General features: G+C 45.7%; 22 protein-coding genes and 1 pseudogene. All 23 read left to right on the forward strand.

Annotated features, from left to right (window positions below):
- Window positions 1-201: 201 nt before the first annotated feature.
- The 23 genes and pseudogenes from rplJ to rpsN all read left to right on the forward strand — a co-directional run bounded on the left by rplJ (window position 202) and on the right by rpsN (window position 21,044).
- Window positions 202-702: a 50S ribosomal protein L10 gene (gene rplJ, locus N5P32_RS00265; RefSeq protein ID WP_265727219.1), complete on the forward strand. Its 501-nt coding sequence runs from the start codon at window positions 202-204 to the stop codon at window positions 700-702.
- Between the two features lie 81 nt (window positions 703-783).
- A complete protein-coding gene (gene rplL, locus N5P32_RS00270; RefSeq protein WP_265727220.1) occupies window positions 784-1,155 on the forward strand; it encodes a 50S ribosomal protein L7/L12 in 372 nt (123 codons plus the stop codon).
- Between the two features lie 188 nt (window positions 1,156-1,343).
- Window positions 1,344-5,444, forward strand: coding sequence for a DNA-directed RNA polymerase subunit beta (gene rpoB, locus N5P32_RS00275; protein ID WP_265727221.1), 4,101 nt, complete (start codon window positions 1,344-1,346; stop codon window positions 5,442-5,444).
- A gap of 65 nt (window positions 5,445-5,509) precedes the next feature.
- A pseudogene (gene rpoC / locus N5P32_RS00280) lies at window positions 5,510-9,713 on the forward strand (DNA-directed RNA polymerase subunit beta').
- A gap of 137 nt (window positions 9,714-9,850) precedes the next feature.
- A complete protein-coding gene (gene rpsL / locus N5P32_RS00285; protein ID WP_013659444.1) occupies window positions 9,851-10,222 on the forward strand; it encodes a 30S ribosomal protein S12 in 372 nt (123 codons plus the stop codon).
- Between the two features lie 99 nt (window positions 10,223-10,321).
- Entirely contained in the window at window positions 10,322-10,795 is a 474-nt protein-coding gene (rpsG, locus tag N5P32_RS00290) for a 30S ribosomal protein S7 (RefSeq protein ID WP_111608625.1), read from the forward strand.
- A gap of 21 nt (window positions 10,796-10,816) precedes the next feature.
- Window positions 10,817-12,910, forward strand: a complete 2,094-nt coding sequence (gene fusA, locus N5P32_RS00295) for an elongation factor G (protein ID WP_265727222.1) — start codon at window positions 10,817-10,819, stop codon at window positions 12,908-12,910.
- Between the two features lie 35 nt (window positions 12,911-12,945).
- Entirely contained in the window at window positions 12,946-14,169 is a 1,224-nt protein-coding gene (tuf, locus tag N5P32_RS00300; RefSeq protein ID WP_265727223.1) for an elongation factor Tu, read from the forward strand.
- A 206-nt stretch (window positions 14,170-14,375) separates the two neighbouring features.
- Complete coding sequence (gene rpsJ / locus N5P32_RS00305; RefSeq protein ID WP_012071937.1) at window positions 14,376-14,687, forward strand: 30S ribosomal protein S10; 312 nt, start codon at window positions 14,376-14,378, stop codon at window positions 14,685-14,687.
- 127 nt (window positions 14,688-14,814) lie between these two features.
- Window positions 14,815-15,453, forward strand: a complete 639-nt coding sequence (gene rplC / locus N5P32_RS00310; RefSeq protein WP_111608628.1) for a 50S ribosomal protein L3 — start codon at window positions 14,815-14,817, stop codon at window positions 15,451-15,453.
- A gap of 12 nt (window positions 15,454-15,465) precedes the next feature.
- Window positions 15,466-16,071 (forward strand): 50S ribosomal protein L4, encoded by a 606-nt coding sequence (gene rplD / locus N5P32_RS00315; RefSeq protein WP_265727224.1) that lies wholly within the window; start codon window positions 15,466-15,468, stop codon window positions 16,069-16,071.
- The gene (rplW, locus tag N5P32_RS00320; RefSeq protein ID WP_265727225.1) at window positions 16,068-16,364 is read left to right on the forward strand and encodes a 50S ribosomal protein L23; all 297 of its coding nucleotides are present in this window, start codon (window positions 16,068-16,070) and stop codon (window positions 16,362-16,364) included. Before rplD ends, rplW begins: the two co-directional genes overlap by 4 nt.
- A 14-nt stretch (window positions 16,365-16,378) precedes the next feature.
- Window positions 16,379-17,203: a 50S ribosomal protein L2 gene (gene rplB, locus N5P32_RS00325; RefSeq protein WP_265727226.1), complete on the forward strand. Its 825-nt coding sequence runs from the start codon at window positions 16,379-16,381 to the stop codon at window positions 17,201-17,203.
- Window positions 17,204-17,218: 15 nt separating this feature from the next.
- Entirely contained in the window at window positions 17,219-17,494 is a 276-nt protein-coding gene (gene rpsS, locus N5P32_RS00330) for a 30S ribosomal protein S19 (protein ID WP_012071932.1), read from the forward strand.
- Between the two features lie 14 nt (window positions 17,495-17,508).
- Entirely contained in the window at window positions 17,509-17,841 is a 333-nt protein-coding gene (rplV, locus tag N5P32_RS00335; protein ID WP_110577367.1) for a 50S ribosomal protein L22, read from the forward strand.
- A 14-nt stretch (window positions 17,842-17,855) separates the two neighbouring features.
- Entirely contained in the window at window positions 17,856-18,536 is a 681-nt protein-coding gene (gene rpsC, locus N5P32_RS00340; protein ID WP_110577368.1) for a 30S ribosomal protein S3, read from the forward strand.
- Between the two features lie 10 nt (window positions 18,537-18,546).
- Window positions 18,547-18,960, forward strand: coding sequence for a 50S ribosomal protein L16 (gene rplP, locus N5P32_RS00345; RefSeq protein ID WP_110577369.1), 414 nt, complete (start codon window positions 18,547-18,549; stop codon window positions 18,958-18,960).
- Window positions 18,961-19,152: a 50S ribosomal protein L29 gene (gene rpmC / locus N5P32_RS00350; protein WP_110577370.1), complete on the forward strand. Its 192-nt coding sequence runs from the start codon at window positions 18,961-18,963 to the stop codon at window positions 19,150-19,152.
- A 1-nt stretch (window position 19,153) separates the two neighbouring features.
- The gene (gene rpsQ / locus N5P32_RS00355) at window positions 19,154-19,414 is read left to right on the forward strand and encodes a 30S ribosomal protein S17 (protein ID WP_110577371.1); all 261 of its coding nucleotides are present in this window, start codon (window positions 19,154-19,156) and stop codon (window positions 19,412-19,414) included.
- A 51-nt stretch (window positions 19,415-19,465) separates the two neighbouring features.
- A complete protein-coding gene (rplN, locus tag N5P32_RS00360) occupies window positions 19,466-19,834 on the forward strand; it encodes a 50S ribosomal protein L14 (protein ID WP_067020125.1) in 369 nt (122 codons plus the stop codon).
- A 17-nt stretch (window positions 19,835-19,851) separates the two neighbouring features.
- Complete coding sequence (gene rplX, locus N5P32_RS00365) at window positions 19,852-20,169, forward strand: 50S ribosomal protein L24 (RefSeq protein WP_265727227.1); 318 nt, start codon at window positions 19,852-19,854, stop codon at window positions 20,167-20,169.
- Between the two features lie 17 nt (window positions 20,170-20,186).
- Window positions 20,187-20,726 (forward strand): 50S ribosomal protein L5, encoded by a 540-nt coding sequence (rplE, locus tag N5P32_RS00370; protein WP_265727228.1) that lies wholly within the window; start codon window positions 20,187-20,189, stop codon window positions 20,724-20,726.
- 12 nt (window positions 20,727-20,738) lie between these two features.
- The gene (gene rpsN / locus N5P32_RS00375; protein WP_226754447.1) at window positions 20,739-21,044 is read left to right on the forward strand and encodes a 30S ribosomal protein S14; all 306 of its coding nucleotides are present in this window, start codon (window positions 20,739-20,741) and stop codon (window positions 21,042-21,044) included.
- The last annotated feature ends 180 nt before the right edge of the window (window positions 21,045-21,224 follow it).

The raw sequence follows: 21,224 nt of genomic DNA on the forward strand, positions 1-21,224 counted from the left end.
CCTTCATGTATTTGTTGAGCAGGCCGTCAAAGACCGCAGGAGCCTAATAGCTTAATCACAACGTTGAAAAATGTTTGTCCTGCGCAGATGGTGTGGCCCGATTCAGATTAACTGGATCTAACTCACCAGCAAGTACTTCGAGTAATCGGAGAGTTGGTAAAAATAGGGGAATTTATTCCCTGCTAATCCAGGAGAAAACCAGTGGCATTAGGTCTAGAAGACAAAAAAGCCATTGTCGCCGAAGTTAGCGAAGTTGCTAAAACTGCATTGTCTGCAGTAGTTGCTGATTCTCGCGGTGTTACCGTGAGCAATATGACAGCACTACGTAAAGAAGCGCGTGAAGCGGGTGTTTATGTACGTGTAGTACGTAACACTTTGGCTCGCCGTGCAGTTGAAGGCACTGACTTCGAATGTCTAACTGAGAGCTTTGTTGGTCCTACGCTAATTGCTTTTTCAAATGAACACCCAGGTGCGGCTGCTCGTTTGTTGAAAGCGTTTGCAAAGACGAACAGCAAGTTTGAAGTAAAGGCGTTGGCGTTCAACGGTGAGTTGATCCCAGCTGGCGACATTGATCGTTTGGCAACACTGCCTACATACGACGAAGCAATTGCGAAACTGATGAGTGTTATTCAGGGCGCAACAAGCAAGTTTGTACGTACTCTTGCAGCGGTTCGCGATCAAAAAGAGCAAGAAGCGGCTTAATACGGCTTGCCGTATCCCTTCTTGATAAATATTTGTTTTATCACCCTTGGGTGATTATAAAGAATGCTAGGAATCTGAGTCATGGCTCTAACTAAAGAAGATATCATCAATGCAGTAGCAGAAATGTCTGTGATGGACGTTGTTGAACTAATTTCTGCAATGGAAGAAAAATTCGGCGTATCTGCAGCGGCTGCTGTAGCGGCAGGTCCTGCTGCTGACGCTGGCGCTGCTGCTGAAGAACAAACTGAATTTGACGTTGTTCTTACTGCTGCTGGCGACAAGAAAGTAAACGTAATCAAAGCTGTTCGTGCAGCGACTGGCCTAGGCTTGAAAGAAGCTAAAGCTATCGTTGACGGCGCTCCAATGACTGTTAAAGAAGCTGCTTCTAAAGAAGATGCTGCTGCTCTTAAAGCGGCTCTTGAAGAAGCTGGTGCATCTGTCGAAATCAAGTAATGATACTTGTATTTCCAGATTTCGACCAATAGTCGAAATGGCTGGTGACATTATTGTCACCGGCCTTTTTGGGTTTCTGAAACTCAAATAAAACTTAGAAGAATTTTCAAGTGGGAGATAATGCTCCCATATATGGTAAGGCCTGATTTGGGCCTTTTGCGTCAATGTGCACAAGCTGGGGAATGCTGATGGCTTACTCATACACTGAGAAAAAACGTATCCGTAAGGATTTCGGTAAACTGCCGCCCGTTTTGGATGTGCCATACTTGCTGGCAATTCAGCTTGAATCCTACCGTAATTTTCTGCAGGAAGGTAAAGGTCTTGCAGAGCGTGGGGAATTAGGTCTGCATGGGGCCTTTAAATCTGTCTTTCCAATGGTCAGCTTTTCCGGCAATGCGGCGCTAGAATACGTCGATTACCGTTTAGGCAAGCCAGTCTTTGATGTTAAAGAGTGTCAGTTGCGTGGTGTTACTTACGCGGCACCTTTGCGTGTTCGTGTTCGACTGATCATTTATGATAAAGAGTCGTCCAACAAAGCAATCAAAGACATTCGCGAGCAAGAAGTCTACATGGGCGAAATTCCGCTTATGACAGACAATGGTACCTTTGTAATCAACGGGACAGAGCGTGTTATCGTCTCTCAATTACACCGTTCTCCTGGTGTGTTTTTTGATCACGACCGTGGCAAAACTCACTCTTCAGGCAAATTACTGCATTCTGCTCGTATTATTCCTTATCGCGGTTCTTGGTTGGATTTCGAGTTTGATCCAAAGGATTGCGTGTTTGTTCGTATCGACCGCCGTCGTAAGTTGCCAGCAACGATTTTGTTGCGCGCTTTGGGTTACGGTACAGAACAAATTCTAGATACTTTCTTTGAATCAACGCGTTTCTATTTGAAGCGTGATGGCTTTGAAATGGATCTAGTGGCTAATCGCCTGCGTGGTGATACCGCGTTATTTAATATTGCTGATGCGAACGGCGAACTGATCGTTGAAGAAGGTCGTCGTATTACGGCTAAGCATATTCGAGTGATGGAAAAAGCAGGCCTTGAACGTCTTGCTGTGCCACTTGAATACATGCTGGGCAAAGTGACGGCGAAAAACTTAGTTCATCCTTCAACGGGTGAATTGATCGCTGAAGCGAATACTGAATTATCTGTTGATTTGCTAGAAGCGTTAGTCGCTTCGGGCATCACAGAAGTTGATACTCTGTACACAAATGATTTGGATAACGGTCCGTTCATTTCTGACACACTTCGTATTGACCCAACAAGCAATCAGTTGGAAGCATTGGTTGAAATTTATCGCATGATGCGTCCTGGCGAGCCGCCAACCAAAGAGTCTGCTGAAGGTTTGTTCCAAGGCTTGTTCTTCTCTGAAGATCGCTACGATTTGTCTGGCGTTGGTCGAATGAAATTCAACCGTCGTTTAGGTCGTGAAGAAGACACTGGTGCCGGCATCCTTGATAACGATGACATCGTTGCTGTTTTGAAAACCTTGCTTGATATCCGTAACGGTAATGGCATGGTGGATGACATCGACCACTTGGGTAACCGTCGAGTTCGTTCTGTTGGTGAAATGGCCGAGAACCAATTCCGTGTTGGTCTTGTGCGTGTTGAGCGTGCCGTGAAAGAACGCTTGTCAATGGCGGAAGCTGACGGCCTTATGCCGCAAGATCTTTTGAATGCGAAGCCTGTTGCTGCCGCTATTAAAGAGTTCTTCGGTTCAAGCCAGTTGTCTCAGTTCATGGACCAAAACAACCCGTTGTCTGAAGTAACGCATAAGCGTCGTGTTTCAGCGTTAGGCCCCGGCGGTTTGACTCGTGAACGCGCAGGCTTTGAAGTACGTGACGTACACGCGACTCACTACGGCCGTGTTTGTCCTATCGAAACGCCTGAAGGTCCAAACATCGGTTTGATCAACTCGCTTTCTACTTATGCGCGTACTAATAGCTACGGCTTCTTAGAAACGCCATACCGTAAGATTATTGATGGCAAGATGACGGATGAAACTGTCTACATCTCTGCAATTGATGAAGCGAAATACGTTATCGCCCAAGCGTCTGCGAATGTGGATGCGGAAGGCCGTTTGGTGGATGAGTTGGTTCAGGTGCGTCATATGCACGAAACCACTTTGATTCCAAAAGAAAAAGTAAACCTAATGGACGTTTCTCCTCGTCAGGTTGTTTCTGTTGCGGCTTCTTTGATTCCGTTCCTAGAGCACGATGACGCGAACCGCGCATTGATGGGTTCGAACATGCAACGTCAAGCCGTACCAACACTTAAGGCAGATAAACCTGTCGTCGGTACTGGTATGGAGAAAAACGTAGCAAAAGACTCTGGTGTATGTATCGTTGCGAATCGCGGTGGTGTGATTGAGTCTGTTGATGCGAGCCGTATCGTTGTACGTGTGAATTCAGAAGAAACCATTGCTGGTGAAGCGGGTGTAGATATCTATAACCTGACTAAATACGTGCGTTCTAACCAGAATACATGTATCAACCAGCGTACTTTGGTAATGAAAGGTGAGAAGGTTGCTTCTGGTGACATTATGGCCGATGGCCCTTCTGTTGATATGGGTGATTTGGCTCTTGGTCAAAACATGCGTATTGCTTTTATGCCTTGGAATGGTTTCAACTTCGAAGACTCGATTTTGGTGTCTGAGCGTGTTGTAGAAGAAGATCGATTCACTTCTATTCACATCCAAGAGTTAACGTGTGTTGCACGTGATACTAAGCTTGGGCCTGAAGAGATCACGGCCGACATCCCTAACGTGGGTGAAGGTGCGCTTTCTAAGTTGGATCAATCCGGTATCGTTTACATCGGTGCAGAAGTTGAGCCAGGTGACATTCTAGTTGGTAAAGTAACGCCAAAAGGTGAAACGCAACTAACGCCTGAAGAAAAACTTTTGCGCGCTATCTTCGGTGAAAAAGCGTCTGACGTAAAAGATACGTCGCAACGTGTTAAGACTGGCACACGCGGTACTGTTATCGATGTGCAAGTGTTTACTCGTGATGGCATCGAAAAAGATGACCGCGCTAAGTTCATTGAAAAATCGCAGCTTGATCAAGTTCGTAAAGACTTGAACGAAGAGTTCCGTATTGTTGAGAAAGCGACGTTCGAACGTCTTGCTGAGGCCCTAGTTGGTCAGCAAGCGGAAGGCGGCCCTAGCTTGGCTCGTAATGCGATTATTACGGAAGAATACTTGGCGAATCTTGATCACCCTGAGTGGTTTAAAATTCGTGTCGCTAATGAAGAAGCGAGTGAGCAGCTTGAAAAAGCTCAAGCCGCTTTGATTGAGCGCCGTAAAGAACTTGACGCAAAATTCGAAGATAAGAAACGTAAGTTACAAACAGGTGATGATTTAGCACCTGGCGTTCTTAAAATCGTTAAAGTGTATGTTGCCATCAAACGTCGTATCCAGCCAGGTGATAAAATGGCCGGTCGTCATGGTAACAAGGGTGTAATTTCTAAAATTATGCCAGTTGAAGACATGCCGTACGATGAGAACGGTGATCCAGTTGATATCGTATTGAACCCGCTAGGTGTTCCTTCGCGTATGAACGTTGGTCAGGTTTTGGAGACTCACTTAGGTGCGGCTTCTAAAGGCTTGGGTCGTAAGATCAACGAAATGTTGGCCGTTGAACGTGAAAAAGCAGAAGCGGTTGCTGAGCTACGTAGTTTCCTTGATGAAATCTACAATGGCTACGAAGGCGATTTGCGTTGCGCTCGTACAGAAGATCTAGACAGCTTTACAGACGAAGAAATTTTGACTTTGGCATCCAACCTAACGGGTGGTGTTCCAATGGCGTCTGGTGCCTTTGATGGTGCGAAAGAGTCTGAGATCAAGCGTATGTTGCGCTTGGCTGGCATCAACGAAAGTGGTCAGGTTAAGTTGTTTAACGGCCGTACAGGCGATGCTTTCGAGCGTCCAGTAACCGTTGGTTACATGTACATGCTGAAGTTGAACCACTTGGTTGATGACAAGATGCACGCACGTTCTACTGGTTCTTACAGCTTGGTCACTCAACAGCCGTTGGGTGGTAAAGCGCAGTTCGGTGGTCAGCGTTTCGGGGAGATGGAGGTATGGGCACTAGAAGCATACGGTGCTGCTTACACGCTTCAAGAAATGTTGACTGTTAAATCCGATGACGTGAATGGCCGTACTAAGATGTATAAGAACATCGTAGACGGTGACCACCGTATGGAACCTGGCATGCCTGAGTCCTTCAACGTGTTGGTGAAAGAGATTCGTTCTCTTGGTATCGATATCGAGCTGGAAAACGAATAAGCACGAATCACATTTGACCTGCTGGGGAGCAAGACTCCCCGGCCTTACGAGTGGGGCGAATATCCATGAAAGACTTATTAGGTCTTCTAAAATCACAGGGACAATCTGACGAGTTTGATGCGATCCGCATTGGCTTGGCATCACCAGATATGATTCGTTCATGGTCTTACGGTGAAGTTAAAAAGCCAGAGACCATCAACTACCGTACGTTCAAACCAGAACGTGACGGTTTGTTCTGTGCAAAAATCTTTGGTCCTATTAAGGACTACGAATGCTTGTGTGGTAAGTACAAGCGTTTGAAACACCGCGGTGTTATCTGTGAGAAGTGTGGCGTTGAAGTGGCTCTGTCTAAAGTGCGTCGTGAACGCATGGGTCACATTGAGCTTGCATCGCCTGTTGCACATATTTGGTTCTTGAAATCTCTACCATCACGTATCGGTCTTATCATGGATATGACGTTGCGTGATATTGAGCGTGTTTTGTATTTTGAATCTTTCATCGTGATCGATCCAGGTATGACAACGCTTGAAAAGGGTCAGTTGCTAAATGACGAGCAGTACTTTGAAGCGCTAGAAGAATTCGGTGACGAATTTGATGCCCGTATGGGTGCGGAAGCGGTTCAAATGTTGCTTCGCGATTTGGATATGCCTGTAGAAATTAACAGCATGCGTGAAGAACTAAACAGCACGAATTCTGAAACTCGCATTAAGAAGCTTTCTAAGCGTCTTAAGCTAGTTGAAGCGTTCTATCATTCTGGTAACAATCCAGAGTGGATGGTGCTGGATGTATTGCCAGTTCTTCCGCCAGATCTACGTCCATTGGTACCACTTGAAGGTGGCCGTTTTGCGACGTCTGATTTGAACGATCTTTACCGTCGTGTGATTAACCGTAACAACCGTCTAAAACGCCTGTTAGAGCTTTCTGCTCCAGATATCATCGTACGCAACGAAAAGCGTATGTTGCAAGAATCTGTTGATGCTTTGCTTGATAACGGTCGTCGTGGTCGCGCTATTACTGGGTTCTAACAAGCGTCCTTTGAAATCTTTGGCTGATATGATCAAAGGTAAGCAAGGTCGTTTCCGTCAGAACTTGCTAGGTAAGCGTGTTGACTATTCTGGTCGTTCTGTAATTACAGTAGGTCCGTCACTGCGTCTACATCAGTGTGGTCTACCTAAGAAAATGGCACTTGAGCTATTTAAGCCATTCATTTTCTCTAAGCTTGAACTTCGTGGCATGGCGACGACGATCAAAGCAGCGAAGAAAATGGTTGAGCGTGAAACGCCTGAAGTGTGGGATATCCTTGATGAGGTTATCCGCGAACATCCAGTGATGTTGAACCGTGCGCCAACACTTCACCGTTTGGGTATCCAGGCGTTTGAACCAATGTTGATCGAAGGTAAAGCGATTCAGTTGCACCCATTAGTGTGTGCGGCCTACAACGCCGACTTCGATGGTGACCAAATGGCGGTTCACGTTCCGTTGACAATCGAAGCGCAGCTAGAAGCTCGTGCCTTGATGATGTCTACGAACAACATCCTATCGCCTGCAAACGGCGAACCGATCATCGTGCCTTCTCAGGACGTTGTATTGGGTCTGTACTACATGACTCGTGAGAAAATCAATGCCAAAGGCGAAGGCATGGCATTTTCTGACATCAAAGAAGTACACCGTGCGTACGGCGCTAAACAAGTTGAATTGCACGCGAAAGTAAAAGTACGTATCAGCCAAGTTGATACCACGCTTGATGGCGACAAAGTGCCGTCTACTTTCATTGCAGATACTACCGTTGGTCGTGCCTTGTTGTTTGATATTGTTCCTGATGGCCTACCGTTCTCTGTGGTTAACCAAACCATGAAGAAGAAGGCGATCTCTAACTTGATCAACGAGTGTTACCGTAAAGTCGGCTTGAAAGAGAGCTGTATTTTTGCTGACCAATTGATGTACACAGGTTTTGCCTACGCGACAGCGTCTGGTTCTTCTGTTGGTGTTGATGACTTTGTTATTCCACCAGAAAAAGCGGCGATCATTGCCAAAGCAGAAGCGGAAGTTAAAGAAATCGAATACCAATACGCTGATGGTCTTGTAACGCAAGGCGAGAAGTACAACAAGGTAATCGATTTATGGTCTCGTACGAACGAAACTGTAACTGAAGCCATGATGAAAAACTTGGCAAAAGAGATGACTGTCAATAAAGCGGGTGAAACGGTTGAGCAACAATCTTTTAACTCGGTTTACATGATGGCTGACTCTGGTGCCCGTGGTAGTGTTGCCCAGATGCGTCAGTTGGGTGGTATGCGTGGTCTGATGGCGAAACCAGATGGTTCCATCATCGAAACACCGATCACAGCGAACTTCCGTGAAGGTCTATCAGTATTTCAGTACTTTACCTCTACTCACGGTGCTCGTAAGGGTCTAGCCGATACCGCATTGAAGACAGCAAACTCTGGTTACTTGACTCGTCGTCTTGTAGACGTAGCGCAGGATTTGGTTATCACTGAGGTAGATTGTGGTTCCACAAACGGTATTTCCGTTGCGGCCATGATTGAAGGCGGTGACGTGGTTGTTCCTTTAGGTCATCGTGTGTTGGGTCGTGTAGTGGCTCAAGATGTGATTGATGCAAAAGGCAATCAGGTTCTAGCGGCTGGCACTTTGATTGATGAGCATGATGTTCGTACGATCGAAGCGGCGGGTGTGGATGAGATGATCATTCGCTCTGTAATCACTTGTAATACACGTCATGGTGTATGTGCTAAGTGTTACGGTCGTGACCTTGCTCGTGGTCATCAAGTTAACATTGGTGAAGCCATTGGTGTTGTTGCAGCACAGTCTATCGGTGAGCCAGGTACACAGTTAACGATGCGTACATTCCACATCGGTGGTGCGGCATCTCGAGCGTCTGCGATTGATAGTGTTCAGGTGAAGAGTGCAGGTACGGTACGTTTCAATAAAATGAAGAGTATCGAGCGCCACACAGGTCATCTAGTCGTTGCATCTCGTTCTTCTGAATTGGCTATTGCCGATGAAGCGGGTCGTGAGAAAGAGCGTTATAAGCTTCCTTACGGTGCGGTCTTGAGCGTGCGTGAAGGTGATCAAGTTACTGCGGGTCAAATCGTAGCAAACCGGGATCCACATACACACCCAATCGTATCTGAAATGGAAGGTCGCCTTGAGTTCAGTGGTATGGAAGAGAACGTTACTATTCGTCGTCAATCTGACGAAATGACGGGCTTGACAACGATTGAAGTTATGGAAATACGTGACCGTCCAGCAGCAGGTAAAGATCTTCGTCCGATGATTGCGGTAGTAGATGCAGAGGGTAATCCTGTATTGATTCCGGGAACAGATTCACCAGTGCAATATATGTTGCCTGAAAAAGCATTGTTGAGCCTAGATCATGGTGCAACGGTGAAATCTGGTGAGGTTCTTGCGCGTATTCCTCAAGAATCTATTGGTAACAAAGATATTACCGGTGGTTTGCCACGAGTGGCAGACCTATTCGAAGCGCGTCGCCCTAAAGATCCAGCTGTCATGGCGGAAACCAGCGGTGTGGTTAGCTTCGGTAAAGAGACAAAAGGTAAGATCCGTTTGGTGATCACGCCTCAAAATGGGGATGACCCAGTTGAGACATTGATCCCGAAATGGCGTCAAATCAACATCTTTGATGGTGAAGAAGTGGCAAAAGGTGAAATTATCGCCGACGGTCCTTTGAGCCCTCATGATATTTTGCGTCTTCAGGGTGTAGAGGCGTTAGCTGACTACATTACGAATGAAGTGCAAGAAGTTTACCGTTTACAAGGCGTAGTAATTAACGATAAGCACATTGAAGTTATCGTTAACCAAATGTTGCGTAAAGTGGAAGTTGGTGAGTCTGGCGATACGGATCTTATCCAAGGTGATCAGGTTGAGTACACTCAACTACTGGATGCAAACGAGAAAGCGGAAGCAGAAGGCAAGTTCCCTGCTAAGTTTGAGCGCGTGCTTCTGGGTATCACAAAAGCTTCTTTGGCGACTGAGTCCTTTATATCAGCAGCGTCTTTCCAAGAAACAACTCGAGTTCTAACGGAAGGTGCGGTAACTGGTAAGAAAGATCACTTACGTGGCTTGAAAGAAAACGTTGTAGTAGGTCGACTGATCCCAGCGGGTACCGGTTTGGCATACCACAATGAGCGCAAGCGTAAGAAAGAGCTTGCGTTAGCGGCAAAAGACGGAATTTCAACAGTAAGTGCCTCTGATGTAGAAGAAGCATTGAGTGCTGCGCTGAAAGACTAGTTATTTGCTGTTAAATCGCGAGGGAGGTGATTTTTTAGTCGCCTCCCTATTGACTGTTTTATAGGCGCAAATTAAACTTGCGCCTCCTTAATTTTGGCGATTTCCGCCATAAGAATTGGATTTGTGGAGCTTGTCTAATGGCAACCGTTAACCAGTTGGTTCGTAAACCACGTAAACGTAAAGTGGCAAAGAGTGACGTTCCTGCGTTACAAGCTTGTCCGCAACGCCGCGGTGTCTGCACTCGCGTATATACTACTACACCTAAAAAGCCTAACTCGGCTTTGCGTAAAGTATGTCGTGTTCGCTTGACTAACGGCTTCGAAGTAACTTCCTACATCGGTGGTGAAGGTCACAACCTGCAAGAACACAGCGTAGTGCTGATTCGCGGCGGTCGTGTAAAAGACCTTCCAGGTGTTCGTTACCACACAGTTCGTGGTAGCTTGGATACTTCTGGCGTACAAAATCGTAAGCAAGGTCGTTCTAAATACGGTACTAAACGTCCTAAGTAAGCGTAAGCTTCTTGAGTCATCGTTTAGACATAATTTTTTAATACAGTAAGGCCGAGCAATATTTTAATTGTCTCGGGCGAACCTGAAGAGGATATAGATATGCCTAGAAGACGCGTCGTCGCTAAGCGTGAGATCCTTCCGGATCCTAAACACGGAAGCCAACTTCTTGCTAAATTCATCAACCATGTAATGGTTAGTGGCAAGAAATCTGTAGCAGAAAGCATTGTTTATAATGCGCTTAATACTGTTGCAACTCGCGCAAAAACTGAAGAGCCAATGGCTATCTTCGAAAAAGCACTAGAATCTATCCAGCCAATGGTTGAGGTTAAATCTCGCCGTGTTGGTGGTGCAACTTACCAAGTTCCTGTTGAAGTGCGTCCGGCTCGCCGCGCAGCATTGTCTATGCGTTGGTTGGTTGATGCATCTCGTAAGCGTGGTGAAAAATCCATGGCTTTGCGTCTTGCTGGCGAAATTCTAGATGCTGCTGAAAACAAAGGTTCTGCTGTTAAGAAACGTGAAGACGTTCATCGCATGGCAGAAGCTAACAAAGCATTCTCTCACTACCGTTTCTAATCATCCGGAGAAAGATACACAGTGGCACGTAAAACACCTATCAACCGCTACCGTAATATCGGTATTTGTGCGCACGTTGATGCAGGTAAAACGACGACAACTGAACGCGTTCTTTTCTACACAGGTTTGTCTCATAAAATTGGTGAAGTGCACGATGGTGCCGCAACAATGGATTGGATGGAGCAAGAACAAGAGCGTGGTATTACTATTACTTCAGCGGCTACAACATGCTTCTGGAGTGGGATGAATAAGCAGTTTGAAGAGCATCGTATTAATATTATTGATACGCCTGGGCACGTAGACTTTACGATTGAAGTAGAGCGTTCATTGCGTGTTCTTGATGGTGCTGTTGTTGTGCTTTGTGGATCTTCGGGTGTGCAGCCTCAAACAGAAACAGTTTGGCGTCAAGCGAATAAGTATGAAGTGCCACGTATGGTGTTCGTCAATAAGATGGACCGTACGGGGGCGGATTTCTTTTCAGTTGTACAGCAGCTGAAAACTCGACTTGGCGCAAATGCTGTTCCGATTCAAATCAACATTGGCGCTGAAGAAGACTTCAAAGGCGTGATTGATTTGGTGCTGATGAAAGTTGTGATGTGGAATGAAGACGATCAGGGGATGACATTCTCTTTAGAGGATATTCCTGCTGACATGCTTTCTGAAGCATTAGAATGGCGTGAGCAGATGGTTGAGGCCGCAGCGGAAGCGAATGAAGAGTTAATGGATAAGTACCTTGAAGAAGGTGAGTTGTCTGTTGATGATATTAAGAGCGGTTTGCGTGCTCGTACGTTGGCAAACGAGATTGTTTTGGTGACGTGTGGTTCCGCCTTTAAAAATAAAGGTGTGCAAGCTGTTCTGGATGCTGTTGTTGAATATTTACCTTCGCCGCTTGAAGTTAAAGCGATCGAAGGAACGCTTGAGGATGGTGAAACTGTTGTTACTCGAGTTGCTGATGATGAGGCTCCGTTCTCGGCATTGGCATTTAAGATAGCAACGGATCCATTTGTCGGCACATTAACCTTTATTCGTGTTTATTCTGGAATGTTGCGTTCTGGTGATGCGGTTTACAATTCTGTTAAGCAGAAGCGTGAGCGCATTGGTCGAATGGTCCAGATGCATGCGAATAATCGCGAAGAAATCAAAGAAGTATTAGCAGGTGATATTGCTGCTGCTGTGGGTATGAAATACGTAACCACAGGCGATACGCTTTGCGATATGGATGATGTGGTTGTACTTGAGCGAATGGAGTTTCCTGAGCCTGTTATATCTGTTGCTGTTGAGCCAAAGTCTCAAGCAGATCAGGATAAAATGGGTGTTGCGCTGGGTAAACTTGCGCAAGAAGATCCGTCGTTTCGTGTGGAAACGCACGAGGAGACGGGTCAAACAATTATATCCGGTATGGGTGAGCTGCATCTTGATATTCTTGTCGACCGTATGCGTCGCGAGTTTAAGGTGGAGGCGAACATTGGTAAGCCTCAAGTTTCCTATCGGGAAAAAATTCGCAAAGAAGTGGTGGTTGATCACAAATTTGTGCGTCAATCCGGTGGTCGTGGTCAATACGGTCACGTCGTAATGAAGTTGATCCCAACGGATAAAGATGGGCTTGAGTTTGTTAACGAGATTGTTGGTGGTGCTATTCCTAAAGAATACATCCCTGCGGTAGAAAAGGGTGTTTCGGAGCAAATGAAGAATGGTGTAATTGGAGGCTTTCCATTGTTGGGGCTGAAGGTTGTGTTATTCGATGGATCATTCCATGATGTTGACTCTAATGAAATGGCCTTTAAAATTGCAGCTTCTCAGGGATTAAGAAAAGGAGCGGTTGACGCTGATCCTTGTATTCTTGAACCTGTAATGAAAGTGGAAGTTGTGACTCCTGAAGAATACATGGGTGACGTGATGGGAGACCTGAATCGTCGTCGTGGTCTTGTTCAGGGGATGGACGATTCCCCGTCAGGCAAAATAATTCGAGCTGAAGTTCCTTTAGGGGAGATGTTCGGGTATGCGACTGACGTGCGTAGCTTGTCGCAAGGGCGTGCGAGTTATGCAATGGAGTTTGAGAAATACGCTGAAGCACCGGCTAGTGTGGCAGACGCGATCATCAAAAATGAAGATTAATCATCATACTTACTAATTCTTAAGGTGTATGTATCATGGCAAAGAGTAAATTCGAACGTAATAAACCACACGTTAACGTTGGTACTATCGGTCACGTTGACCACGGTAAAACAACTCTAACTGCAGCATTGACTCGTGTTTGTGCAGAAGTATTCGGCGGAACGGCTGTTGCTTTTGACGGTATCGATAATGCTCCTGAAGAGCGTGAGCGTGGTATCACAATCTCTACTTCACACGTAGAGTACGATTCTCCAACTCGTCACTACGCACACGTAGACTGTCCTGGACACGCCGATTATGTTAAAAACATGATCACTGGTGCTGCTCAAATGGACGGCGCTATCCTAGTTTGTGGTGCAACTGACGGCCCAATGCCTCAGACTCGTGAGCACATCCTTCTTTCTCGTCAAGTAGGTGTACCTTACATCGTAGTTTTCCTAAACAAAGCTGACTTGTTGGCTGAAGACTGTGGCGGTGCGGATTCTGAAGAATACGCTGAAATGCTAGAGTTGGTTGAGATGGAATTGCGTGACCTTCTTTCTGAATACGACTTCCCAGGTGATGATACTCCAATCATCCCAGGTTCTGCTTTGATGGCATTGAACGGCGAAGACGACAACGAAATGGGTACAACTGCTGTTAAGAAGCTTGTTGAAACTCTAGACGAGTACATTCCAGAGCCAGAGCGTGCGATTGACGGTGCTTTCTTGATGCCTATCGAGGACGTATTCTCTATCCAAGGTCGTGGTACTGTAGTTACTGGTCGTGTTGAGCGCGGCATCATCAAAATCCAAGAAGAAGTTGAGATTGTTGGTATCGTTGATACTACTAAAACAACTTGTACTGGTGTTGAGATGTTCCGTAAGTTGCTTGACGAAGGTCGTGCAGGTGAGAACTGTGGTATTCTTCTACGTGGTACTAAACGTGAAGACGTTCAGCGTGGTCAAGTATTGGCTAAGCCTGGTTCAATCACTCCTCACACTGAGTTTGAAGCAGAAGTGTACGTTCTAGGTAAAGATGAAGGTGGTCGTCACACTCCATTCTTCAAAGGCTACCGTCCACAGTTCTACTTCCGTACAACTGACGTAACTGGTGCTTGTTCTCTTCCAGAAGGCGTAGAAATGGTTATGCCTGGTGATAACATTCAAATGACTGTTGCTCTAATTCACCCAATCGCGATGGACGAAGGTCTACGTTTCGCGATCCGTGAAGGTGGCCGTACAGTTGGTGCTGGTGTTGTTGCTAAAATCATCAAGTAATAGATAAATATATCTGTTAGTTTTGATTTAACAAAAAGGCCACCCCATATCGGGTGGCCTTTTTATTTTGTGGTTTATTGTGTCTGTTCGAAATTGGTTACTTGACAACCAGTTTTTGAATGGCTAATATTCGCCGTCCTTAAAAAAGGATTGTGGCTTAATAAATGTACAGTTAAGTCATTAAAACATTGTATTTGGAGTTGGAAATGCAAAGCCAAAAAATCCGTATTCGTCTGAAAGCATTTGATCATCGTTTGATTGATGCTTCAACACAAGAAATTGTGGACACAGCGAAACGTACAGGTGCGCAAGTACGTGGACCGATTCCACTTCCTACTCGCAAAGAGCGTTATACAGTATTGATTTCTCCACACGTAAATAAAGATGCGCGTGATCAGTATGAAATCCGTACACACAAACGCGTTCTAGACATCGTTGAGCCAACAGAAAAAACTGTTGATGCTCTAATGAAGCTAGACCTTGCGGCAGGCGTGGAAGTACAAATTTCTTTGGGTTAATAGCTCAAAGTTTGGGGTGCGACAACCGGCTGGAATCAGTCGGCTATATGCACAATAGTGGAATGATCTGGAATGATCAGCCGTAGCGGGTGATAGCCCCATACACAACTGGCAAATGAGGTAAAAAATGGCTATTCAATTAGTCGGACGCAAAGCCGGAATGACACGTATCTTCACTGAAGAAGGTGTATCCGTGCCAGTAACCGTCATCGAGGTTGAACCGAACCGCGTTACTCAGGTGAAAACAGCAGAAACTGATGGCTACCAAGCTGTTCAGGTTACTGTGGGTTCTCGTCGTTCGAGCCGCGTTAACAAAGCTGCTGCAGGTCATTACGCAAAAGCGAACGTTGAAGCAGGTCGTGGTTTGTGGGAGTTCCGCCTTTCTGGTGATGAAAAAGAAATCAATGTTGGTGATGAGCTAACTGTTGCTGATTTCGAATCTATCCAAATGGTTGATGTAACTGGTCAATCAAAGGGTAAAGGGTTTCAAGGTGCCATTAAGCGTCATAATTTCCGTACGCAAGATGCTACACATGGTAACTCATTGTCTCACCGTGCACCTGGTTCCATCGGCCAATGTCAAACACCTGGTCGTGTTTGGAAAGGCAAGAAGATGGCTGGCCATATGGGTGCTGCACAAGTAACTACTCAATCACTAGAAGTGGTTCGTGTAGACACAGAACGTAACCTTATCCTTGTGAAAGGTGCCGTACCTGGTGCAGTAAATGGTGATGTTATTCTTCAATCAGCTGTTAAAGCTCGCTAAGAGGGGTAGACAATGAACTTGAATCTAACAGGCGCAGAAGGGACTGTTGAAGTTTCTGACGTAGCCTTTGCTCGTGAATATAACGAAGCGTTGGTTCACCAAGTAGTTACATCTTACTTGGCTGGCGCTCGTCAAGGCTCACGTGCACAAAAAACTCGCTCTGAAGTAGCAGGTGGTGGACGCAAACCTTGGAAACAAAAGGGTTCTGGTCGTGCACGCGCAGGTACTATCCGTAGCCCTCTATGGCGCTCTGGTGGTGTTACTTTCGCTGCGAAACCACAGGATCACTCTCAGAAAGTGAACAAGAAGATGTATCGTGCAGCAATGCGCACCATCTGGTCTGAGCTTGTACGTCAAGACCGTCTTGTTGTGGTTGAAGATCTTAAATTGGAAGCTCCAAAAACTAAGCTCTTCATAGCAAAAATGACAGAATTGAATATTGAGAACGCTTTGATTGTTTCCCATGATTTGGATGACAATCTGTTTTTAGCGGCTCGCAACATTCCTAACGTAGATGTGCGTGATGCAGCGTCTATCGACCCTGTTAGCTTGATTGCTTACGACAAAGTGTTGGTGACAGTTGGTGCTCTGAAACAAGTTGAGGAGGCACTAGCATGATCGGCGAACGTATATATAAAGTTCTGTTGGGTCCACATATCTCCGAAAAAGCAACGATCGTAGCTGAAGGCAATGGTCAGTATGTTTTTCGTGTGACTGGTGATGCAACGAAACCTGAAATCAAACAAGCTATCGAAGCGCTTTTTGAAGTCAAAGTTGAGTCTGTTCGTACGTTGAACCAAAAAGGTAAAACAAAGCGTACAGTTCGTGGTCTAGGCAAGCGTAAAGACGTTAAAAAAGCGTACGTACGTTTGGCAGAAGGCCAAGACATTGATTTCATGGTCGCTGAATAAGGGGAGATAGGTCAATGGCTGTTGTAAAAAGTAAGCCAACGTCTGCAGGCCGTCGTCACGTTGTTAAAGTTACTAACAACGATTTGCACAAAGGCGCACCATATGCACCTTTGCTTGATAAGAAAAGCAAATCAGGTGGACGTAACAATAACGGACGCATCACTACGCGTCACGTAGGTGGTGGTCATAAGCAGCATTATCGTATGGTAGATTTCCGTCGCAATAAAGATGGGATTCCTGCGGTAGTTGAGCGTTTGGAATATGATCCAAACCGTTCTGCAAATATTGCATTGATTAAATTTGCTGATGGTGAGCGTCGTTACATTATCGCTTCCAAAGGTATGGTTGCAGGCAATGTTGTTTTAAGTGGTGCAGATGCGCCTATCAAAGCGGGTAATACTTTGCCTCTGCAAAATATTCCAGTTGGTAGTACCGTACACTGTGTCGAGCTAAAGCCAGGTAAAGGTGCACAAGTTGCACGTTCTGCTGGTGCTTCTGCTCAGCTAGTTGCTCGTGAAGGTCGTTACGTAACGCTTCGCCTACGTTCAGGTGAAATGCGTAAAGTATTGACAGAATGTCGCGCTACTTTAGGTGAAGTATCAAACTCCGAGCACAGCTTGCGAGTTCTTGGTAAAGCTGGTGCTACGCGTTGGCGTGGTGTTCGTCCTACCGTTCGCGGTGCGGCGATGAACCCAGTGGATCACCCACATGGTGGTGGTGAAGGTCGTAGCAAAGGTGGTCGTCACCCAGTTACACCATGGGGTGTGCCTACTAAAGGTTACAAAACGCGCAGCAACAAGCGTACTGATAAACTTATTGTACGTCGCCGTACTAAGTAATAAGAGGAAACGACTGTGCCACGTTCACTAAAAAAAGGTCCTTTTATCGACCTTCATTTGTTGAAAAAGGTAGAGGCTGCGGTAGAGAAAAATGATCGTCGTCCAATTAAGACTTGGTCACGCCGTTCAACTATCTTCCCTGATTTTGTAGGGTTGACTATCGCTGTCCATAATGGTCGCCAGCATGTTCCAGTTCTAGTAACTGAAGATATGGTCGGTCATAAATTGGGTGAGTTCGCTCCGACCCGTACATATCGTGGTCATGCTGCGGACAAGAAAGCCAAACGGTAATAAGGGGTATTAACATGAGTGAAGTAAGCGCTTCATTGAAGGGTGCTCGCCTCTCAGCGCAGAAGGCCCGTTTGGTTGTAGATCAAATCCGCGGCAAATCTGTTAGCGAAGCACTGAACATTTTAACGTTCAGTCCTAAAAAGGCGGCAGTAATTGTCAAGAAAGTACTAGAGTCTGCTATTGCTAACGCTGAGCATAACGAAGGTGCTGATGTAGATGACTTGCGTGTGTCTACGGCTTACGTTGATGAGGCTATGACTCTGAAACGTATTATGCCACGTGCCAAAGGCCGTGCTGACCGTATTCTAAAACGCGGTTGCCATATCACAGTTAAAGTCGCTGACTAATTAGGAGAAACCCAATGGGTCAGAAGGTTCATCCAACTGGTATACGCCTAGGGATAGTTAAAGATCATACTTCTACTTGGTATGCGAATAATCAAAACTACTCTAAGCTGTTATTAAATGATCTTCAGGTTCGTGAGTACTTGGAGAAAAAATTGGTTCAGGCTTCTGTTTCTCGTATCGAGATTCAGCGTCCTGCTCAAACAGCTCGCATTACTATTCACACTGCCCGTCCAGGTATTGTGATTGGTAAGAAAGGCGAAGATGTTGAGAAACTACGTAATGCAGTTTCTGAAATGATGGGCGTACCTGTCCACATCAACATCGAAGAAATTCGTAAGCCTGAAATGGATGCGAAATTGGTTGCGCAAAACATTGCTAGCCAACTTGAGCGTCGTGTTATGTTCCGTCGTGCTATGAAGCGCGCAGTACAAAATGCTATGCGTGCAGGCGCGAAAGGTATCAAGGTTCAGGTAAGTGGTCGTTTGGGCGGTGCAGAAATTGCACGTGCTGAGTGGTACCGTGAAGGTCGTGTACCTCTACACACTCTACGCGCTGACATTGACTACGCTACTTATGAAGCAGCTACAACTTACGGCATCATTGGCGTAAAAGTGTGGATCTTCAAAGGCGAAATCTTGGGCGGTATTGAACAAGTGCGTGCTGATAAAGGCGCACAAAAGAAGAAGTCTAAGTAGGGGGTAAGTCATGTTACAACCGAAACGTACTAAGTTCCGCAAGATGCAGAAAGGCCGTAACCGCGGTCTTGCTCTTCGCGGAAACCAAGTTAGCTTTGGTGAATTCGGATTGAAGTCCACTGAACGTGGTCGTCTTACTGCTCGTCAAATTGAAGCGGCGCGTCGTGCAATGACTCGTCACATCAAACGTGGCGGTAAAATCTGGATTCGTGTGTTCCCTGATAAGCCGATTACCCAAAAGCCTCTTGAGGTTCGTCAGGGTAAAGGTAAGGGTAGCGTAGAATACTGGGTTGCACAGATTCAACCTGGAAAAATGCTTTATGAAGTTGAGGGTGTATCAGAACAGTTAGCTCGCGAAGCATTCGCGTTGGCTGCTGCTAAGCTTCCTCTGTCCACAACTTTCGTAACGCGTACGGTGATGTAGATGAAAGCAAAAGAACTGCAAGAAAAGTCTGTAGCTGAGCTACAAGCGACCTTGATTGAACTACTACGTGAGCAATTTACTCTGCGCATGCAGAAAGCCACTGGTCAGTTAGCGCAAACTCATTTGCTCTCGCAAGTTCGCCGCAATATCGCACGTGTTAAAACCGTGCTAAATGATAAGGCAGGTAACTAAGATGGCAGAAACAAAAGCGCGTACAGCTACTGGTAAAGTAGTTAGCGATAAGATGGATAAAACCATCACGGTACTAGTTGAGCGTACAGAGAAACACCCTTTATACGGTAAGTTCATCCGTCGTTCTACTAAACTACACGCTCACGATGAAAACAATGAGTGTCAGATCGGTGATACCGTTAAGGTCGTTGAAACACGTCCTTACTCTAAGTCTAAGACTTGGAATCTGGTTCAAGTTGTCGAGAAAGCAGCAGCTGTATAAGCTGCTCCTTCCTTCGTGAGACTTGTTATCTAATTTGATTGGAGAGCAGTAATGATTCAAACAGAATCGATGCTTGATGTAGCAGATAACAGCGGCGCAAAGCGTGTTCAGTGTATTAAAGTACTGGGTGGCTCACATCGTCGTTATGCTGCTATCGGTGACATCATTAAGGTCACAGTGAAAGAAGCGATCCCACGTGGTCGTGTTAAAAAAGGGCAGGTTCTAAACGCAGTTGTTGTTAGAACTAAGAAAGGTGTTCGTCGTTCTGATGGCTCAGTAATCCGTTTTGATGTAAACTCAGCGGTTCTATTGAATGCTTCAGGACAGCCTATTGGTACTCGTATCTTTGGCCCTGTAACACGTGAATTGCGTACTGAGCAGTTCATGAAAATTGTTTCTCTTGCACCTGAAGTGCTGTAAGAGGGAGAGGGGACATTATGCGCAAAATCAAACGTAACGACGAAGTTATCGTGATTGCTGGGAAAGACAAAGGCAAACGCGGTAAAGTTGTTAAGGTAGTAGACGAAAACCGAGTTCTTGTTTCTGGTATTAATACTGTTAAGAAACACGAAAAGCCAAACCCTATGAAGGGTTCAACTGGTGGTATCGTTGAACAAGAAGCACCTATCCGGGTTTCTAATGTAGCCATTTTTAACAATGCTACTGGTAAAGCGGATCGCGTCGGCTTTAAATTGAACGAAGACGGCACTAAAGTGCGTATCTTTAAATCAAATAGTGAAGCGATCGACGCCTAAGAGCGAGAATTATAGCCATGGCGAGACTTAAGCAAGTTTATAAAGATCAAGTGGTAGCAAAACTTACAGAAGAGTTTAGCTACCAGAACGTGATGGAAGTGCCGAAAATCACTAAAATCACACTAAATATGGGTGTTGGTGAAGCTATCGCAGACAAGAAACTTCTTGAGCATGCGGTAAACGATCTTGAAGCACTTAGCGGCCAAAAAGTTGTAGTGACTAAGGCGCGTAAATCTGTAGCAGGCTTTAAAATCCGTGACGGTTACCCGATCGGTTGTAAAGTAACGCTACGTGGTGAGCGTATGTGGGATTTCTTTGACCGTTTGGTTGATGTTGCTATTCCACGTATCCGTGACTTCCGAGGGCTTAATCCTAAGTCTTTCGACGGTCGTGGTAACTACAGCATGGGTGTTAAAGAGCAGATTATCTTCCCTGAAATCGATTACGATAAAGTGGATCGTGTACGTGGTATGGACATTACTATCACAACGACTGCTCGTACCGATGAAGAAGGTCGTGCTTTGTTAGCCGCCTTTAATTTCCCTTTCAAGAAATAAGAGGTAGGAATCATGGCTAAAATATCAATGATTCAACGCGAAGCAAAACGTACCAAATTAGTAGCAAAGTTCGCTGAAAAGCGTGCTGCTCTAAAGGCGATCATTAGCGACGTTAATGCATCGGACGATGAAAAGTGGGAAGCAACGCTTAAATTGCAAGCGCTTCCACGCGATTCATCTTCTTCACGCCAGCGTAACCGTTGCCAAGTTACAGGCCGTCCGCACGGTGTTTACCGTCGCTTCGGTTTGTCACGTATTAAGTTGCGTGAAGCAGCAATGCGCGGTGACGTACCAGGCTTGAAGAAAGCTAGTTGGTAAGCAAGTAGAGCGCGATCATAATACATGGCAGCGAGTGGGGTGTCTAAATACTGGACATTCTGCTCGCTGCTGTGTACTATGCGCGAGCTCTATTTGCTGCACAATGGTTTTTTAAATTAGGAGCTCTTAAATGAGTATGCAAGATACCCTTGCGGATATGTTTACACGTATTCGTAATGC

It is taken from the genome of Marinomonas pontica, from assembly GCF_026191375.1.
Taxonomy (GTDB): Bacteria; Pseudomonadota; Gammaproteobacteria; order Pseudomonadales; family Marinomonadaceae; genus Marinomonas; species Marinomonas pontica.

Coding starts and splice junctions, on each gene's coding strand:
- rplD (WP_265727224.1), top strand. CDS start 15,466: ATGAACTTGAATCTAACAGGCGCAGAAGGGACTGTTGAAGTTTCTGAC.
- rplB (WP_265727226.1), top strand. CDS start 16,379: ATGGCTGTTGTAAAAAGTAAGCCAACGTCTGCAGGCCGTCGTCACGTT.
- rplV (WP_110577367.1), top strand. CDS start 17,509: ATGAGTGAAGTAAGCGCTTCATTGAAGGGTGCTCGCCTCTCAGCGCAG.
- rpoB (WP_265727221.1), top strand. CDS start 1,344: ATGGCTTACTCATACACTGAGAAAAAACGTATCCGTAAGGATTTCGGT.
- rplC (WP_111608628.1), top strand. CDS start 14,815: ATGGCTATTCAATTAGTCGGACGCAAAGCCGGAATGACACGTATCTTC.
- rplP (WP_110577369.1), top strand. CDS start 18,547: ATGTTACAACCGAAACGTACTAAGTTCCGCAAGATGCAGAAAGGCCGT.
- rplE (WP_265727228.1), top strand. CDS start 20,187: ATGGCGAGACTTAAGCAAGTTTATAAAGATCAAGTGGTAGCAAAACTT.
- rpsC (WP_110577368.1), top strand. CDS start 17,856: ATGGGTCAGAAGGTTCATCCAACTGGTATACGCCTAGGGATAGTTAAA.
- rplX (WP_265727227.1), top strand. CDS start 19,852: ATGCGCAAAATCAAACGTAACGACGAAGTTATCGTGATTGCTGGGAAA.
- rpsQ (WP_110577371.1), top strand. CDS start 19,154: ATGGCAGAAACAAAAGCGCGTACAGCTACTGGTAAAGTAGTTAGCGAT.
- rpsG (WP_111608625.1), top strand. CDS start 10,322: ATGCCTAGAAGACGCGTCGTCGCTAAGCGTGAGATCCTTCCGGATCCT.
- rpsN (WP_226754447.1), top strand. CDS start 20,739: ATGGCTAAAATATCAATGATTCAACGCGAAGCAAAACGTACCAAATTA.
- tuf (WP_265727223.1), top strand. CDS start 12,946: ATGGCAAAGAGTAAATTCGAACGTAATAAACCACACGTTAACGTTGGT.
- rplN (WP_067020125.1), top strand. CDS start 19,466: ATGATTCAAACAGAATCGATGCTTGATGTAGCAGATAACAGCGGCGCA.
- rplW (WP_265727225.1), top strand. CDS start 16,068: ATGATCGGCGAACGTATATATAAAGTTCTGTTGGGTCCACATATCTCC.
- rpmC (WP_110577370.1), top strand. CDS start 18,961: ATGAAAGCAAAAGAACTGCAAGAAAAGTCTGTAGCTGAGCTACAAGCG.
- rplL (WP_265727220.1), top strand. CDS start 784: ATGGCTCTAACTAAAGAAGATATCATCAATGCAGTAGCAGAAATGTCT.
- rpsJ (WP_012071937.1), top strand. CDS start 14,376: ATGCAAAGCCAAAAAATCCGTATTCGTCTGAAAGCATTTGATCATCGT.
- rpsL (WP_013659444.1), top strand. CDS start 9,851: ATGGCAACCGTTAACCAGTTGGTTCGTAAACCACGTAAACGTAAAGTG.